The sequence below is a fragment of the Microbacterium aquilitoris genome (assembly GCF_031932285.1).
In the GTDB taxonomy this organism is placed as follows: Bacteria; Actinomycetota; Actinomycetes; order Actinomycetales; family Microbacteriaceae; genus Microbacterium; species Microbacterium aquilitoris.
The window spans coordinates 695,680-711,324 of record NZ_JAUZVT010000002.1; the positions used below are offsets into that span (position 1 = coordinate 695,680).

At 72.9% G+C, this 15,645-nt stretch carries 11 protein-coding genes; 6 read left to right on the forward strand and 5 right to left on the reverse strand.

Annotated features, from left to right (window positions below):
• Positions 1–14 precede the first annotated feature (14 nt).
• Positions 15–1,028, reverse strand: a complete 1,014-nt coding sequence (locus tag Q9S78_RS10125; protein WP_020097108.1) for an endonuclease/exonuclease/phosphatase family protein — start codon at positions 1,026–1,028, stop codon at positions 15–17.
• A gap of 56 nt (positions 1,029–1,084) precedes the next feature.
• Here Q9S78_RS10125 and Q9S78_RS10130 point away from each other — a divergent pair, with 56 nt between their 5' ends.
• Positions 1,085–1,960 carry a PHP domain-containing protein gene (locus Q9S78_RS10130; protein WP_020097109.1) on the forward strand — a complete coding sequence of 292 codons (876 nt, stop codon included), beginning with the start codon at positions 1,085–1,087 and terminating at the stop codon, positions 1,958–1,960.
• Positions 1,961–1,974: 14 nt separating this feature from the next.
• On the opposite strand, the gene Q9S78_RS10135 is transcribed toward Q9S78_RS10130, so the two are convergent.
• Positions 1,975–3,492 carry a DEAD/DEAH box helicase gene (locus tag Q9S78_RS10135; RefSeq protein ID WP_311870145.1) on the reverse strand — a complete coding sequence of 506 codons (1,518 nt, stop codon included), beginning with the start codon at positions 3,490–3,492 and terminating at the stop codon, positions 1,975–1,977.
• A gap of 144 nt (positions 3,493–3,636) precedes the next feature.
• Here Q9S78_RS10135 and Q9S78_RS10140 point away from each other — a divergent pair, with 144 nt between their 5' ends.
• Positions 3,637–4,371 (forward strand): ferritin-like fold-containing protein, encoded by a 735-nt coding sequence (locus tag Q9S78_RS10140; protein WP_311870146.1) that lies wholly within the window; start codon positions 3,637–3,639, stop codon positions 4,369–4,371.
• 29 nt (positions 4,372–4,400) lie between these two features.
• On the opposite strand, the gene Q9S78_RS10145 is transcribed toward Q9S78_RS10140, so the two are convergent.
• Positions 4,401–4,691: a hypothetical protein gene (locus Q9S78_RS10145; protein WP_020097112.1), complete on the reverse strand. Its 291-nt coding sequence runs from the start codon at positions 4,689–4,691 to the stop codon at positions 4,401–4,403.
• 1 nt (position 4,692) lies between these two features.
• A complete protein-coding gene (locus Q9S78_RS10150) occupies positions 4,693–4,914 on the reverse strand; it encodes a DUF3107 domain-containing protein (protein ID WP_018188255.1) in 222 nt (73 codons plus the stop codon).
• A gap of 167 nt (positions 4,915–5,081) precedes the next feature.
• On the opposite strand from Q9S78_RS10150, the gene Q9S78_RS10155 reads away from it, so the two are divergent.
• Together Q9S78_RS10155 and Q9S78_RS10160 are read left to right on the forward strand one after the other, a co-directional pair.
• On the forward strand, positions 5,082–8,159 hold the full coding sequence (locus Q9S78_RS10155; RefSeq protein WP_311870147.1) for an ATP-dependent helicase: 3,078 nt from the start codon (positions 5,082–5,084) through the stop codon (positions 8,157–8,159).
• Positions 8,156–11,434, forward strand: a complete 3,279-nt coding sequence (locus Q9S78_RS10160) for an ATP-dependent helicase (protein ID WP_311870148.1) — start codon at positions 8,156–8,158, stop codon at positions 11,432–11,434. Before Q9S78_RS10155 ends, Q9S78_RS10160 begins: the two co-directional genes overlap by 4 nt.
• Positions 11,435–11,449: 15 nt before the next feature.
• Here the strand turns inward: Q9S78_RS10160 and Q9S78_RS10165 are convergent, their stop codons facing one another.
• Positions 11,450–12,679 (reverse strand): phosphotransferase, encoded by a 1,230-nt coding sequence (locus Q9S78_RS10165; RefSeq protein WP_311870149.1) that lies wholly within the window; start codon positions 12,677–12,679, stop codon positions 11,450–11,452.
• Positions 12,680–12,744: 65 nt separating this feature from the next.
• Here Q9S78_RS10165 and nudC point away from each other — a divergent pair, with 65 nt between their 5' ends.
• Positions 12,745–13,647, forward strand: coding sequence for an NAD(+) diphosphatase (gene nudC / locus Q9S78_RS10170; RefSeq protein WP_020097117.1), 903 nt, complete (start codon positions 12,745–12,747; stop codon positions 13,645–13,647).
• Entirely contained in the window at positions 13,644–15,356 is a 1,713-nt protein-coding gene (locus Q9S78_RS10175) for an ATP-dependent helicase (RefSeq protein ID WP_311870150.1), read from the forward strand. Before nudC ends, Q9S78_RS10175 begins: the two co-directional genes overlap by 4 nt.
• The last annotated feature ends 289 nt before the right edge of the window (positions 15,357–15,645 follow it).

Genomic DNA, 15,645 nt, shown 5'->3' on the forward strand with positions numbered 1-15,645 from the left:
GACCGTCGACCTCGTCAGCCCACCGGCTCCAGTTGCACGATGACGGGGCGGTGGTCTCCGCCGGACCCGTCGAGGGAGGTCACCACGACCGAGCCGGTGGCGCGCCAGGCATCCGTCGTCATCACGTGGTCGATGGGCGCACCCAGCAGAGCCGGCCAGGCCGTGTCCCAGGTCCCGACCGCGCCGTTGCCCGTCGTCGAAGCGGCGTCCTGGCAGCGTCCGAGGGTGCCGCCGTGGGTGCCGAGCCGGCTCATGTGGTCGATCGTCGCGTTGAAGTCGCCTGCCAGGATGACGTTCGCGCTCGCGCACTGGTCCGCGATCCAGCGGAGGTCGCTGCGCCAGTGCGCCATGTCGTTCTGCCGCGGCGCGACGGCGTGGACGGCGACGACGGTGGGGCCCTCCCCGTTGACGGGCATCGCGACCACGCTCGGCACGACGGACGTGTTCTTCGTCCCGGAGGAGTCCGACTCGACCACGGCGTAGTCGCCGAGGTCGGGGGAGATCAGGAGCGTCGTGTAGGTGGCATCCCACCCCTGGTAGTTCTCCTCGTGCACCCACATGGGGTTGCCGCGCTCGCGCATGGCCACGGCGATCGCCTTGCCGGTCTCGTCGGTGGTCTCGGGGAGAGCGACGATGTCGACGTCCATCGCGATGGCCGTCGTCACGATCGCGTCGACGTCCGTGGCCTCGCCGGCGGTGTTCCACGTCATGACGCGGACGCTGTCGGCGGTCGGCTCGGGGAGCCCGGACGTCCCGAGGCCGCGGAAGGCGAGGATCCCGACGTTCGCCGCGCAGGCGAGGATGCCGATCATCGCGAGACCTGCTCCGAAGCCGCGTGTGCGGCGCCCGAGGCACACCAGTAGACCGATGAGCGCGAGGACGGCGAAACCGACGGCGACGACGGGTCGCAGTGACACGAGCTGCGCGATCGGGAAGGTCTGCTCGAGACGGAAGAACTGAGGCCACGTCAGGATCGCTGCGCCGACGGCGGCGGCGATCGTGAAGAGAATCCCCGTCAGTCGCAGCACATCACGACACTAAGCGGGCAGGCTGGGGACTTTCTGCGCGCGGTACGCTCGTGACCATGTCCGCAGGGTCCTCCGCTCCATCGGCCCCGCACGGGCCCGGCGATCTCCACCTGCACTCGGACCACTCCGACGGCACCGAGCCGCCCGCGGTCGTCATGGCCGCCGCTCACCGCCACGGCATCCGGACGGCCGCCCTCACCGATCACGACACCACGTCGGGGTGGGCGGAGGCAGCCGATGCCGCCGTCTCTCTCGGGATGTCGTTCCTGCCGGGGATGGAGCTGTCGGCGCGGCACGAGTGGCGGAGCGTCCACGTGCTCGCCTATCTCATCGACCCCGAGGACGCGGGCCTGCGAGCCCTCACCGATCGCATCCGGCGGTCGCGGCTCACCCGTGCGCGGACGATGGCCGAGCGCATCGGACGCGACTACGACCTCACGTGGGAGGACATCGAGGCGCAGACGGCGGAGGGCGCGACCGTGGGGCGTCCCCACATCGCCGACGCCCTCGTCGCCCGGGGGCACGTCCGCGATCGCGGCGAAGCGTTCGGCGGCATCCTCTCGCCGGCCAGCGAGTACTACGTGGCCCTGTATGCGCCCGATCCGGTCACCGCTGTCGCGGCCGTGGCCGGCGCGGGGGGTGTCCCCGTGATCGCGCACCCCGCCGGGCGGGCGGGACTCCTGCCGAACCGCGTCGTCCGCGGGATGCTCGACGCCGGCCTCGCCGGGTTCGAGCTCGGCCACCGCGAGAACGTCGAGCCCGCGCTCGGGGAGTTGCGGCGCCTGGTCGCGGAGCGGAACCTCATCGCGACCGGGTCGAGCGACTACCACGGTCGCGGCAAGCCGAACGTGCCGGGGGAGAACACCACGTCCGAGGACGCGATCGCGCGGATCGTCGCCCTCGGGACGGGGAGCGCGGTCGTCACGCCGTAGCGCGACGACCCGGCTCAGGCGCCGGCGATCGGTGCTGCGCCGCCGGATCCGCCGCGGCGGCGGCGACGGCGCCGCGCGGGGGCGGGCTTGCCGTCGTGGTGCTCCTTGCCGGCCCCGTCGTGCGTGCCGGCGCCGTCCACGGCGCGGTCCGCCGAATCCGACGTCGAGTTCGCCGAGGCGGATGCCGCGGCGCCGGGCTCCTGCTCGAACGTCGAACCGACCTTGACGTCGTCCCCGCGGCGGCGACGGCGACGACGGCTGGTGCCGGCATCCGCTGACTGGTCCGCGGCGGCGTCTGCAGCCCGGGCGGGCGCCGCGGACGAGCGCGCGGGAGCGGCCTTGGGGGCGGCGGTGATGCGACCCTTGGTGCCGACGGGGATGTCGAGCTCCTCGAACAGGTGAGGGCTCGACGAGTAGGTCTCGAGGGGTTCGGGCTGGCCGAAGTCGAGCGCTCGGTTGATCAGCGCCCACTTGTGCAGGTCGTCCCAGTCGACGAAGGTCACCGCGATGCCCGTCTTGCCGGCACGGCCGGTGCGGCCGGCGCGGTGGAGGTACGTCTGCTCGTCATCGGGGATCGTGTGGTTGATGACGTGGGTCACGTCGTCCACGTCGATGCCGCGCGCGGCGACGTCGGTCGCGATGAGGACGTCGCGCTTGCCCGCCTTGAAGGCGGCCATCGAGCGCTCGCGGGCCTCCTGGCTCATGTCGCCGTGGACGGCGCCGGCGCTGAAGCCGCGGTCGCTGAGCTCGTCGACGAGGCGCTGGGCGGCGCGCTTGGTGCGCGTGAAGATGACGGTCTTGCCGCGACCCTCGGCCTGCAGGATGCGTGCGATGACCTCGTCCTTGTCGAGCGAGTGCGCCCGGTAGACGAGGTGCTTGATGTTGGCCTGCGTGAGGCCCTCGTCGGGGTCGCTCGCGCGGATGTGGATCGGGTTCGACATGAAGCGGCGGGCGAGCGCGACGATCGGTCCGGGCATGGTCGCCGAGTAGAGCATCGTGTGACGGACGGGCGCGACCTTCTGGAAGATCTTCTCGATGTCGGGGAGGAAGCCGAGGTCGAGCATCTTGTCTGCTTCGTCGAGCACGACCTCGGTCGCGTGCGACAGGTCGAGCAGACGCTGGTTGTTGAGGTCGATGAGTCGGCCCGGTGTGCCGACGACGATCTGCGCGCCGGCCTTGAGCTGGTCGATCTGGCCCTCGTACGCCTTGCCGCCGTAGATGGCGACCACGCTCGTGGCGCGGCCCGAGGTCAGCATGTCCATGTCCTCGTAGACCTGGACGGCGAGCTCGCGCGTCGGGACCACGATGAGGGCCTTGACGCCGGGCTCGGGGTTCAGGCCGAGGCGCTGGACGACGGGGATGCCGAAGCCGAAGGTCTTGCCGGTACCGGTCTTCGCCTGGCCGATAATGTCCTGGCCGGGAAGGCCCAGCGGAATCGTCTGCTCCTGGATGGGGAACGTGTCGACGATCCCCTTGGCGGCGAGGGTGTCGACGATGTCCTGGTCGACGCCGAGCTCTGCGAACGTGGTCATGCTTTTCCGTGCCTGTCTGGCGGTGAGATGCCGCCGTGATGTGGGTCCACGCCCTTCACTCAGCCCCAGGCGCGGGGTCCCGATCCGACGCCGGGACGGATCCACCCTACCGGAGGGGTGCCTCCCGCCCCGTAGGCTGGCCCCGTGGTGAGGTGGTTCTGGCAGCGACGGCGACCCCCCGGGCGCATCCTGCGGTTGCGGTCCCGCGATGAGGCGAGCGACGTTCGTCGTGTCGACTTCCAGCAGCTCGCCCCCGACGTCGCGACGTACCTCGGTCAGGCCGCCTACCTGCAGCTCGGCTACGTCGAGACGCTGAGCTCGGTCATCGAACGCAGTCCGGAGCTCGCGCACAAGGAGTCTCTGTCCCGTGCCGCCGGCGCGGCGCTGTTCAAGCATCAGGCCCTCGTGGCGCTCATCCGCGACCGCGGCGAGGATCCGCTCGAGCTCATGCTGCCGTTCCGCGAACCGCTCGACGCGTTCCGTCGGGCGACACACGGCATCCGTCCCCTCGAGACCATGCTGACGGTGCACGTCACCGCGGGCCTGCTAGACGACTTCTACCTCTCGCTGTCGGGGAGCTACGGCGACACGGGCCGCCGCGCCGCCGCCATCCTCCGAGCGGATGCCGACCGGTCACCGCTCGTCGGCATCATCACCGACGCCATCGCGGCCGACGACGAACTGCGGTCGCTTCTCAGCCTGTGGGGGCGCCGACTCGTGGGCGACACGCTCCTGGTCGCCCGGGGCGCACTCCGCTCGGGCGCCGCAGAGCGCCCGGGTGCGCTCGATCGGGACGACGAGAAGCAGGTCGAGCCCGTGTTCACGCAACTGCTCGGCGCGCACTCGCGACGGATGACCGGCATCGGCCTCGACGCCTGAGAGGGCGCGGGCGCCCGAGAAGGCGCGGGCTAGGCGATGCCGAGTTCGGTGCGCGTCCGCGCGTCGTGTGCGGCGCGCAGCCGCGACAGCACGAGCAGAGCGGTGGGCGTCACCACGACGGGGACGGCGATGCTCACGAGCCAGATCCATCCCTGATCCGGACCGACCCCGGCCCACGTCATGGCCGTCCAGGTGCCGGCACCCAACAGGCTCCCCAGCAGGGGGCCGAGGGCCACGCCGCGCAGGGAGCGCAGCGGCAGCGCGTAGTGCGCGGCCGCCCCGGCGATCGCCCCGAAGACCAGTGCCAGGACGACGAGCATGTCAGGCGACGAAGCCGACGCGCCGGGACTGGTCGGTGCCGACCTCGACGAACGTGATGCCCGCCGTGGGGATGAGGTAGGTCGCGCCCTTCGCGTCGGCGAGGGTCACGTAGCTCGCACCGCTGTCGAGGGCGGTGATGATCGTCTGCTTCACGGCGTCGGCCGTCTCGTTCGAGTCGAAGCCGAGCTCGCGCGAGTTCGCGATGCCGATGCGGATCTCCACGGTGATGCCTGCCTTTCCCGGCCCGGGTCTCCGGGCGCTTCTCGAGCCTACGACACCCGCTCCCGCCGTGGCCGCGGGCCCGCGCTCGCTGTCGGCGAACGCGGCTGCGCCCGGCGCGCGGGAGGGGTGGTGCACCGGTGTCGGCGACGCCGATTAGCGTGGAGCGCATGCCCGCCGCGCCCCTCCGTTCCGACATGGCGCAGGATGCGGTGACCTCCCTCCCCTCCGACGCGTCCGGTGTCGTGATCGGAGCTCCCGGCACCGGCAAGACATCGACCCTGGTCCGTCGCGTCGTCGCGCTCGTCGACGGCGGGATGCCGCCGGAGCAGATCCTCGTGCTCACCCCCACGCGCACGGCGGCCACAGCGCTCCGCGACCGGCTCGCCGTCGGCGTGGGCGTGGCGACGAGCGGCCCGCTGGCCCGCTCCGTCGCCGCCTTCGCCTATCAGGTCGTCCGCGCGCACGCCGTCCACCGCGGAGACGAGCCGCCGCAGCTGCTCACCGGCCCCGACGAGGACCGAATCATCGGCGACCTCCTCGCCGGCGACGCGGAGGACGAGCGGAGCGAGCCCTCGCGATGGCCGGAATGGCTGCCCGCCGACATCCGCTCCGGCGCGGGTCTGCGCGCGGAGATCCGCGCCTTCCTCGCCGAGATGACCACCCTCGGCATCGAACCCGAGCAGCTCGCGGCGCGCGCCGCGGCGACCGACCGCCCCGTCTGGGCATCGCTCGCATCCTTCGCGCACGAGTACCGCGCCGTCCGCGCCCGCATGCGCGGCGCGCACCGTGACGCGGCGGGTCTGGTGCGCGAAGCGGTCGGGCTCCTCCGCGACGCTCCCGCGGGCTCGCCCGCTCTCGGCGCGGTCGCGGGACTGCGCGCGATCCTCGTCGACGATGCGCAGGAGGTCACCCTGGGCGGCGTCGAACTGCTGGAGGCGTGCCGGATGCGGGGCGTCGCGGTGCTGGCGTTCGGCGACCCGGACGTCGGATCGGGATCCTTCCGCGGCGCCCGCCCCGAGAACTTCGCCCGTCTCGCCACGAGCACGTACGTCCTGGGCAGCGTGCACCGGGGGACCGCCGCCCAGCGCGACCTCACCGCCCAGGTCACGTCCCGCATCGGCGCGGCGGGATTGGTGGCGCACCGGCATCCGCCCGTCGGCCTCGAGGCCGACGACAGCGTGCGCGCCTTCGCGCTGCGCTCGGGGGCGGAGGAGTTCGATCTGATCGCCCGGCTCCTGCGCGAGCGGCACGTGCACGACGGCGTCCCGTGGGAGCAGTGCGCGGTCATCGCCCACGATTCGCGGCAGGTGACGGCGCTCGAGGCGGAGCTGTCTGCACGCGACGTCCCGACCGCCGCCGTCGGCCCCGCGCGAGCCCTCGCCGAGACGCCGATCGTGCGCGACCTCCTGCGCGCGGTCGACCTGGCCGCCGTCGCCACCGAGCTCCGCACCGACGACGACGTGCTCGACGTGCTCGTCGGCGGGGGACTCGATCCCGTCGAGCTGCGGAGGCTGCGCGCCGCCCTCCGCCACGCCGAGCTGCGGTCGGGTGGGGAGAGGTCGGCTCGCGAATTGCTGGCGGCGGGCGTGCGGCATCTGATCGAGTTCGACGTCATCGACACGCCCGAGGCGCGACGCGCGGCTCGACTCTCGCGGACGCTCGCCGAGGTGGGCGAGCAGCTCCAGTCGGGTGCGACCGCGCACGAGCTGCTGTGGACGGTGTGGGAGCAGCGGGGACTCGAGCGCCAGCTGCGCACACTCGCCGACGGCCAGGGTCCGCTCGCCGATCAGGCGCGGCGTGACCTCGACGCGGTCGTCGCCCTCTTCGAAGCCGCGAAGCGTCACGGCGAGCGGGAGGACGGCACGGCGCCGATCGATCACCTCCGCGCGCTGCTGTCGTCCGAGGTCGCCGAGGACCGCCTGCGGACCGGGACGGTGGCCAGCGGCGTCCAGATCTCCACGCCGGCAGCGGCGCTCGGGCTCGAGTTCGACACCGTCGTCGTCGCCGGTGTCCAGGACGGCGTCTGGCCGAACCTGCGCCTGCGGGGGAGCCTGCTCGAGACGGCGCGGCTCGCCGAGCAGGACGCCGACGTCGACACCGCCGACCGGCGACGGGCCGTGCTGCACGACGAGCTGCGGCTGTTCGCGCGCGCCGTCTCGCGAGCACGGTCGCGTCTCGTCGTGACCGCAGTCGACGACGACGATTCCGGCCCGAGTGTGCTGTTCGAGCTCCTGCCTCCCGCGGCGCCGGCTCCGCGTGCTGCGGAGCACCCCCTGACCCTCCGAGGGCTGGTCGCGAGCCACCGACGCCGTCTGACCGACCCGCGCACCACCGAATCCGATCGGACGGATGCCGCCGGGCAGCTCGCGCTGCTCGCGGCGGCGGGTGTGCCGGGTGCCGACCCGGCCCAGTGGTACGGCCTCGCCGAGCCGACCTCGACAGCCCCGATCCGCGACCTCGACGCCGAACCCCTGCGCATCTCGCCCTCCCGCATCCACGCACTGGAGCAGTGTCAGCTCGACTGGGTGATCGGTGATCTCGGCGGCGATCCGGGCGGCGCCGTGGCGGGTCTCGGGACCCTCCTGCATGCCGCGCTCGAGCATGCCGATGCGGCGGACCCCGAGGCGCTGTGGGCGTTCGTCGAGGAAGGCTGGTCGCAGCTCGAGTTCGAGGCGGCCTGGATCGACGAGGCCGAACGCCGCCGTGCCCGCGACCTCGTGACGCGCCTCGCCGCCTACCTCCGCGACACCGAGCGAGCCGGCACGACCCTCGTCGGCGCCGAGCCTCACTTCGAGGTACCGCTGCCGGTGGCGGATGCCGCGCATCCCGCGATCCTCTCGGGCTACATCGACCGGGTCGAACGGACGAGGGACGGACGCATCGTCATCGTGGACCTCAAGACCGGCCGGAGCGAGGCGACGAGCGACCGCGCCGCGGTCGACAATCCGCAGCTCGCCGCCTACCAGCTCGCGTTCGAGCGGGGGGCGATCCCCGAGGTGGCAGGCGCCGCGCCGGGCGGAGCGAAGCTGCTCGTCCTGAAAGGCACCCGGAACGCGCCGTACGCCGAACCGCGCCAGGAACCTTTCGACGACGAGACGCGCGCCGCGTTCCTCGGCCGCGTCGACGAGGCCGTCCGCGTGATGCGGGGGACCTCGTTCGTCGCCCCGTTCGAGGAGCACTGCCGCGACGACCACACCCGCGGGCTCTGCCGCATCCACACGATCGGTCCGGTGAGTTCCGCGTGAGCACCGCACTCCTGCGTCCCGAGACCGTCGCGGCGGCCCTCGGACAGTTCCCGCCGACGCCCGAGCAGTCGGCCGTCATCTCCGCCCCCCTCGCCCCGGCTCTCGTCGTCGCCGGTGCCGGCAGCGGCAAGACCGAGACGATGGCGGGGCGCGTCGTGTGGTTGGTCGCGAACGGCCTGGTCCGCCGGGACGAGGTGCTCGGCCTGACCTTCACGCGCAAGGCCGCGGGCGAGCTCGCGGAGCGGATCGGCTCGCGCCTGCGCCGCCTGGCCGAGTTCGAGCGGCGCGGTCTGCTTCCGCACCTCGAGCGGCTCAACGACGAGGGTCGCCTGGCCGTGTTCGGCGAGCTGGAGCGAGCCGGCGCGCCCGAATCGGCGCGCCGCGCGGCGCTCGACGCGCTGGCTCCCGAGCCGACCACTCCCGAAGCGGGCGATGCGCTGCTGGAGCGCCCTGCCGTGTCGACCTACAACAGCTTCGCCGACGCCATCGTGCGCGAGAACGCGGTCCGCATCGGGCGCGACGCCGAGGCGGTCGTGCTCAGCGAGTCCGCCGCGTGGCTGCTCATGCGTCAGGTGGTGCTCTCCTCCGACGACACGCGCCTGCCCGATCGCATCGAGCGGCCGTCGACGATCATCGATGCGGCGCTGCGGATCGCACGCGACAGCGTCGACAACCTCGCCGACCTCGATGACCTCGACGCCTTCGCGGAGGAGTTCCAGGGCGTCCTCGAGCGGCCCAGTCAGCGAGCCGCCACCACCGTGTACGCCGACGTGCGGACGGCGGCCGAGAAGGTGTCCGGGCTCGCCGTCCTCACCTCGCTCGCCCGCACCTACGAAGCCGAGAAGCGGCGGCGTGGCCTCATCGACTTCTCCGACCAGGTGGCCGGCGCCCTCCAGGTCGTCCGCGCCCACCCGTCGGTCGCCGAGGAGCTCCGCCAGCGCTACCGGGTCGTGCTCCTCGACGAGTACCAGGACACGTCCGTCGTGCAGACCGACCTGCTGGCCACCCTCTTCCGCGACACGGCGGTGATGGCCGTCGGCGACCCGCACCAGTCCATCTACGGCTGGCGCGGCGCGAGCGCAGGCAACCTCGGCGACTTCGCGCGCTCGTTCGACCCGGATGCCGAGGCCCGCACCTACTCGCTCCTGACGAGCTGGCGAAACGGCGTCGACGTCCTCCGCGCGGCGGGCGCCGTGCTCGCGCCGCTGGAGGCACCCGTCGAGGTGGGGACGCTGAGACCTCGCGAGGGCGCGCCGACGGGTCGCGTCGACATCGTGGTCGAGACGGACGTCGACGCCGAAGCGGATGCCGTCGCCGAATGGTTCCGAGCGGTACGGGACGAGCGGCACCGAGGCGGGCGGTCGACGACGGCGGCCGTCCTCGTCCGCAGCAAGAAGCACATGCTCCGATTCGCGGATGCGCTGGGGCGACGCGGCATCCCGCATCGGATCCTCGGACTGGGAGGACTCCTCTCGACGCCTGAGGTGGTCGACGTCGTCTCGGCCCTCCGCGTGATCAGCGACCCGCGGGCCGGGTCCGCCCTCATCCGCCTGCTCTCGGGGCCCCGCTGGGCGATCGGTCTCGCCGACCTCCGGGAGCTGGCCCAGGTCGCCGCGCGTCTCGTCCGTCACGACACCGCCCTGCAGCCCCTGCCTCCGGAGCTCGCCGAGACGATCCGCTCGTCGGCGGGGGACGAAGGCGGCTCACTCGTCGCCGCTCTCGACTTCGTGGCCCGTCAGAAGCCCGATCACGGCTGGCTCGCCGGATTCACCCCCGCGGCGCGGGAGCGCCTCCGCGATGCCGGAGCGGTGTTCGCCGGGCTCCGGCGAGCCGCGGGTCTGCCGATCCCCGAACTCGTGCGTCTCATCGAGAACGAGCTGCGCCTGGACATCGAGCTCGCCGCGAACGAATCGCGCGGTCCGGCACGGACGGCATCCGATCAGCTCCGGGCGTTCATCGACGAGCTCCACGGCTTCCTGCAGACGGACGAGCGGGGTTCGCTCCCGAGCCTGCTGGCCTGGCTCGATCGGGCGGAGCGCATCGACGAGTTCGCCCCGCGCACCGAGCCGCCCGAGGACGACGTGGTCCAGCTGCTCACGATCCACGGGTCGAAGGGCCTCGAGTGGGATGCCGTGGCCGTCGTCCGAGGCGTCGAGGAGGAGCTGCCTGCCCGCTTGCAGGATTCGAAGGGATGGCTCGGATTCGGTGTGCTGCCGTACTCCTTCCGCGGCGACCGGGAGTGGCTGCCCGATCTGCGGTGGCGCGCACCCGACGCCCCCTCCCAGCAGGACCTCAAGACGGCGCTCGGGTCGTTCACCGACGGCATCCGGGAGCGCCACCTCGCTGAGGAGCGTCGTCTCGCCTACGTCGCGGTCACGCGCGCCCGCGAGCACCTGCTGATCTCCGCCTCGCCGTGGGCCGGCACCAAGAAGCCCCGTGAGGTCAGCCGGTTCGTCCGCGAGATCGCGGAGGAACTCGGGATCGCGCTTCCCGACGCGGACGTCGCCGAGAACCCGTACGAGGGCGCTCGGGCGACGCTCGACTGGCCGATCGACCCCCTCGGATCGCGCGCACCCCGGGTGCGGGAGGCCGCGGCCCGGGTCGAGGCGGCGATGAACGCCCCGGCGGCGACCCCGACACGCGACCTCGACCTGCTCCTCGCCGAGCGTGCGGCGCGCGCGGCCGGCCGCGAGAGGGTCGCGCCCACCCGCATCCCCGCATCCCGGTTCAAGGACTTCGTCGCCGACTACGACGCGGCGGCGACGGCGGTCGCCCGCCCCCTGCCCGAACGGCCCTACCGGCAGACGCGGCTCGGGACGCTGTTCCACGCGTGGGTCGAGCAGCGGTCCGGTCTCGTCGGTCGGTCGCGCTCGGTCGACGACGTCCTCTGGGACGACGACGAATCGGTCTCGATGTCACCGGCCGACGCGGATGCGCTCGACCGGCTGCGCGACGCGTTCCTGGCGTCCGAGTGGGGTCCCCTTCAGCCGATCGAGGTCGAGACGGAGATCGATTTCGTCGATCCCGACGCGCTGGGCGACGGGCGTCCCCACATCGTCATCTGCAAGCTGGATGCGGTGTTCCGCCGGGGCGACCGGATCGAGATCGTGGACTGGAAGACAGGCCGCCCGCCGCGCACCCCGGCCGAGCGCACCGAGCGGATGCTCCAGCTCGAGCTGTACCGCAGGGCCTACCACGCCAAGCACGGGGTTCCGATGGACCGGATCGACGTCGTGCTGTTCTACGTCGCCGACGGTCTCATCCTCCGCGGCTGACGAGGCGGCGGCGGGTCAGGCGGTTCCCGTCCAGCGGCGGAGCGCGTTCTTCGCGGCGTCGTCGGGGTCGCTCTCCTCGGCGGGGGTCTCCGCCTGTGAACCCGCCCAGTCGCCGAACTCGAGAGCCTCGGTCTCCTGGTCGACGACGGATGCCGCCGGCGCCGCATCGTCGTCCTCGTACCCGTCGAGCATGCCGGGGTCGTAGGCATCGGTCTGCATGGAGGTGTCGATGGCCCCCGTGGTGCTGGCCGGCACGCGCCCCAGTGCGGCCAGGGCGTCGTCGATGCTGACGGTCCCCGATCCGATCGGCGCCTCGTCGCGGACGCTCTCGTCGAGGGACTCGAGGAGGGCCACGGCATCCGTCATGACCGACTCCGACGCCGTGTCGTGACCGTGCGCGAGCCACTTGGCGAACTCGAGCTCGGCGTGCAGCCGGGCGCGCTCGGCGAGCATCGCGTCGGGGGCGCGCCCGCTCGCCGCGGCGTAGGCCACGACGACGTCCGCGGCGGCGTCGGGTGCGCTGGCGACCCAGCGCAGATCCTCCGCGGGGTCGCCGACGCTCAGCCCGCCCCAGTGGAGCAGCCCGGCGACGGTGGGAACCCCCTCGACGTCGGTCAGGGTGAAGGATGCCGGATCGACGCCGCCGAGGATGACTGTGGGTTCGAGGTTCCACAGCGCATCCAGCGCGACAGCCCGGCTCCACCGTCGCAGGAGGCCGAAGGGCAGTCGTCCGGTCGACTCGGCGCGGTCCAGGAGACGCTCGGTGTCCGTCCGCACCTGCGCGGCCGTGCGGGCGGGCAGGCCCGTGCCGTGGACGATGGAGGTGGGGAGCTCGTGGATGCCGGCGATGGCGGCCGCGATGGCGGTTGCGACGCCGCGCCCCGGCGGGACGTGGGCGGCGTCCACCCGATAACCGGCGAGGTAGGTCTGCACGCGCGCCGTGCGGCCGCCGACGCGGGAGGTCCCGAGGGTCTCGGGGGCTCGGAAGGGCAGCATGGCCCGGACTCCGGGCGTGAGGGCGCCGAGCGCCGTCGTCTCGCGGACGGCGTCCGCCTCGGCCTCGTCGCTCTCGGGAACGCGGACGACGAGCCGGGTGCCGTCGTCGAGGTGGAGGAGCGCGCTGTCGTACCGGTGGCCGACGTCTTCGCTGAGTGCAGCCGCACCCGTGATGCTCGTGCGCACACCCGACGCCTGCGAGAGAGCCGCCGTGGCGGCCGCGGCTAGAGTGAGAGGAGAGCGTGCCATGCCCCCCAGGGTAGGCGGGGCACGGCCCCGCGCCCCCCACGCCACGCCCGCAAGAGAGGTCCTCGATGACGACGAAGGACGTCCCGCCGCCCCTGGCGCGAGCGGTCATCGACCGTGCAGCCGAAGAGCGGCTCGACGAAGGTCTGCTCACCCGCATCCGAGCGGATCGCGACACGCGCGTGCTGCTGCTTCACGGCGACCGCGCGCCGCTCGACGAGAACTCGGCGCTGCGCTGGCTCACCCCCGAGGCCGTTCCCGGTGACGCCGTCTGGGCGTTCCTCGGCCGCGATTCCCAGCACCGCGCGGTCGCCGTGGCGGCCGTGTCGCCGAAAGCCGACGAGCCGACGGTGGATGCCGCGGGGTGGGGGAGTCTGCGCGTCGTCGGAGGCGATCTCGACGCCGACGAGGCGGGCCGCTTCGTGCAGGGGCTGAGCCTCGGTCGCTGGCTGCTCGACGCCCCGTTCTGCCCGGCCTGCGGCGGGGCGACCGAGATCCGGCAGGCGGGCTGGTCCCGCCGGTGCGTCGTCTGCGGTCGCCAGCACTTCCCCCGGACCGACCCCGCCGTGATCGTCGCCGTCGCGAGCTCGGACGGGGAGCGTCTGCTGCTCGGGCGGAACGCCGCGTGGGGCGACATCCCGACCTATTCCACGTTCGCGGGGTTCGTCGAGGCCGGCGAGTCGCTCGAGACCACCGTCGAGCGCGAGGTCGCCGAGGAGGCGGGCGTCCGCCTCGACCGCATCGTCTACCGCGGATCGCAGGCGTGGCCGTACCCGCGCTCGCTCATGCTCGGCTTCACCGCCTTCGCCGTCGCCGACGATGAAGCCCGCCCCGACGGCGAGGAGATCCTCGACGTGCGGTGGTTCACCCGGGCGGAGATCCGCGAGGCTCTGGCGGGCGGCGGCGACATCCGTCTTCCCGGGCCGGCCTCCATCGCCCGGAGCCTCATCGTCCGATGGGTCGGGGAGTGAGCGCGGACCCGCTCGCCGACCTCGACGACCGCCAGCGCGAGGCGGCGAGCACCCTCCGCGGTCAGGTGTGCGTCCTCGCCGGCGCCGGCACGGGGAAGACGCGCGTCATCACCCACCGGATCGCGCACGGCGTCGACACCGGCGCCTATTCGCCGCAGCGCGTCATGGCGGTCACCTTCACGACGAAGGCGGCCGGCGAACTGCGGGGCCGGCTACGAGGACTCGGCGTCGAGGGCGTCGCGGCCCGCACCTTCCACGCCGCGGCCCTCGCCCAGCTGAACTTCTTCTGGCCTCAGGTCGCACGCGACACCGCGCCGGCGATCGTCGACAGCAAGGTGAAGCTCCTCTCGCACGCGGCGGACGGGATCGGTCTACGACTGGATGCCTCGACGCTGCGCGATGTCGCCTCCCAGATCGAGTGGCGGAAGGTCACGATGCGCTCGATCGAGGACTACGCCGACGTTCGGCCCGGCGGCATCCCCGGTCTGTCGATCGACCCCCTCGTGGGCCTCCAGCGCGCCTACGAGAAGCTGAAGGACGAGCGTCGCCAGCTCGATTTCGAGGACGTCCTGCTCGCCTGCGCCGGGATGATCGAATCCGAGCCGCGCGTCGCCGCTGCCGTCCACGAGCAGTACCGCCACTTCACCGTCGACGAGTACCAGGACGTCTCGCCCGTGCAGCACCGCCTGCTGCAGCTGTGGTTGGGCGATCGCAAGGATCTGTGCGTCGTCGGCGACGCGAGCCAGACCATCTACTCGTTCGCCGGCGCCGACCCCCGCTACCTGCTCGAGTTCGCCGAGCGCGACGACGACGTCACCGTGGTGCGCCTCGAACGCAACTACCGATCGGATGCCGCGGTCCTCGCCGTCGCGAACGAGCTCATGCGCGGGCGACCCGGCGCCCTGCAGCTCGTGACACCGGCGCCCGCCGGCCCCTCTCCCGAGGTGACGTCCTACGAGGACGACGCGGCTGAGGCGAACGGCATCGCGGATCGGATCGCCGCGCAGCTCCGGGAAGGTGTCGACCCGCACGACGTCGCCGTGCTCTACCGGCTGAACGCGCAGTCGGCCCCGCTCCTGGCGGCCCTCTCGAGCCGCGGCATCCCGGCGACGGTCCTCGGGGGCAAGCGGTTCTGGGACCTGCCCGAGGTGCGCCAGGCGCTCATGGCCCTCCGCGGTGCCTCCGTCGCGCCGCTGTCGGGGTCGTTCATCGCCACGGTGCGCGACGTCCTGCGATCGCTCGGACTGACCGACGAGGCGCCCCCCGCCGGCGGCGCGCTGCGCGAGGCCTGGGAAGCGCGGGCGGCGGTGCTCCGCCTCGCCGAGGAAGCCCCGGAGGGGACCACTCTGCGCGGCTTCACCGACGAGCTCACCGCCCGCGCCAAGGCGCAGCACGAACCCGCGATGCGCACCGTCACCCTGGCGACGCTCCACGCCGCGAAGGGCCTCGAATGGCCCCACGTCCACCTCATGGGTCTCAGCGAAGGGCTGCTCCCGATCTCGTACGCGACGACGTTCGAGCAGATCGACGAGGAGCGGCGTCTCGCCTACGTGGGCGTCACGCGGGCCGCGCGAACGCTCTCGCTGTCGTGGGCGCAGCGGTCGGGGAACCGGGAGCGTCAGCGCTCCAGATTCCTTCAGGAGATCGGCAGAGGCACCCTGCGTGAGGGCGGTGTTCGCGGCTCTCGCGCACCCCGTCCGCGGCGCTGAGGACGACGGAGCGTCCGACCGCGCCGCTGCGCAGCATCCGGGCCGCGAGGGTGGCCGCCTCGACCAGCAGGAGCGGGTCGGTGGGGACCGACGGTCGCGCGAGCAGCTGCGCCGCCACGAGCGGCCAATCGCGGTCGCGATCGCGCCGATACGCGTGGACGCAGGCGATGCAGGCGGTCTCCCCGGGGACGACGAACGGACCCACGACGACACGGTCGCCCGAGAGCTCGATCGGAAGATGGGGGATGTCGTTCGCGGTGAGCCGCGCGGCGCGATGCGGATCGACCAG

Excerpts from the sequence above, each read along its gene's own strand:
- Q9S78_RS10165 (WP_311870149.1), bottom strand. The coding sequence starts at position 12,679 with ATGGCACGCTCTCCTCTCACTCTAGCCGCGGCCGCCACGGCGGCTCTC.
- Q9S78_RS10130 (WP_020097109.1), top strand. The coding sequence starts at position 1,085 with ATGTCCGCAGGGTCCTCCGCTCCATCGGCCCCGCACGGGCCCGGCGAT.
- Q9S78_RS10145 (WP_020097112.1), bottom strand. The coding sequence starts at position 4,691 with ATGCTCGTCGTCCTGGCACTGGTCTTCGGGGCGATCGCCGGGGCGGCC.
- nudC (WP_020097117.1), top strand. The coding sequence starts at position 12,745 with ATGACGACGAAGGACGTCCCGCCGCCCCTGGCGCGAGCGGTCATCGAC.
- Q9S78_RS10155 (WP_311870147.1), top strand. The coding sequence starts at position 5,082 with ATGCCCGCCGCGCCCCTCCGTTCCGACATGGCGCAGGATGCGGTGACC.
- Q9S78_RS10135 (WP_311870145.1), bottom strand. The coding sequence starts at position 3,492 with ATGACCACGTTCGCAGAGCTCGGCGTCGACCAGGACATCGTCGACACC.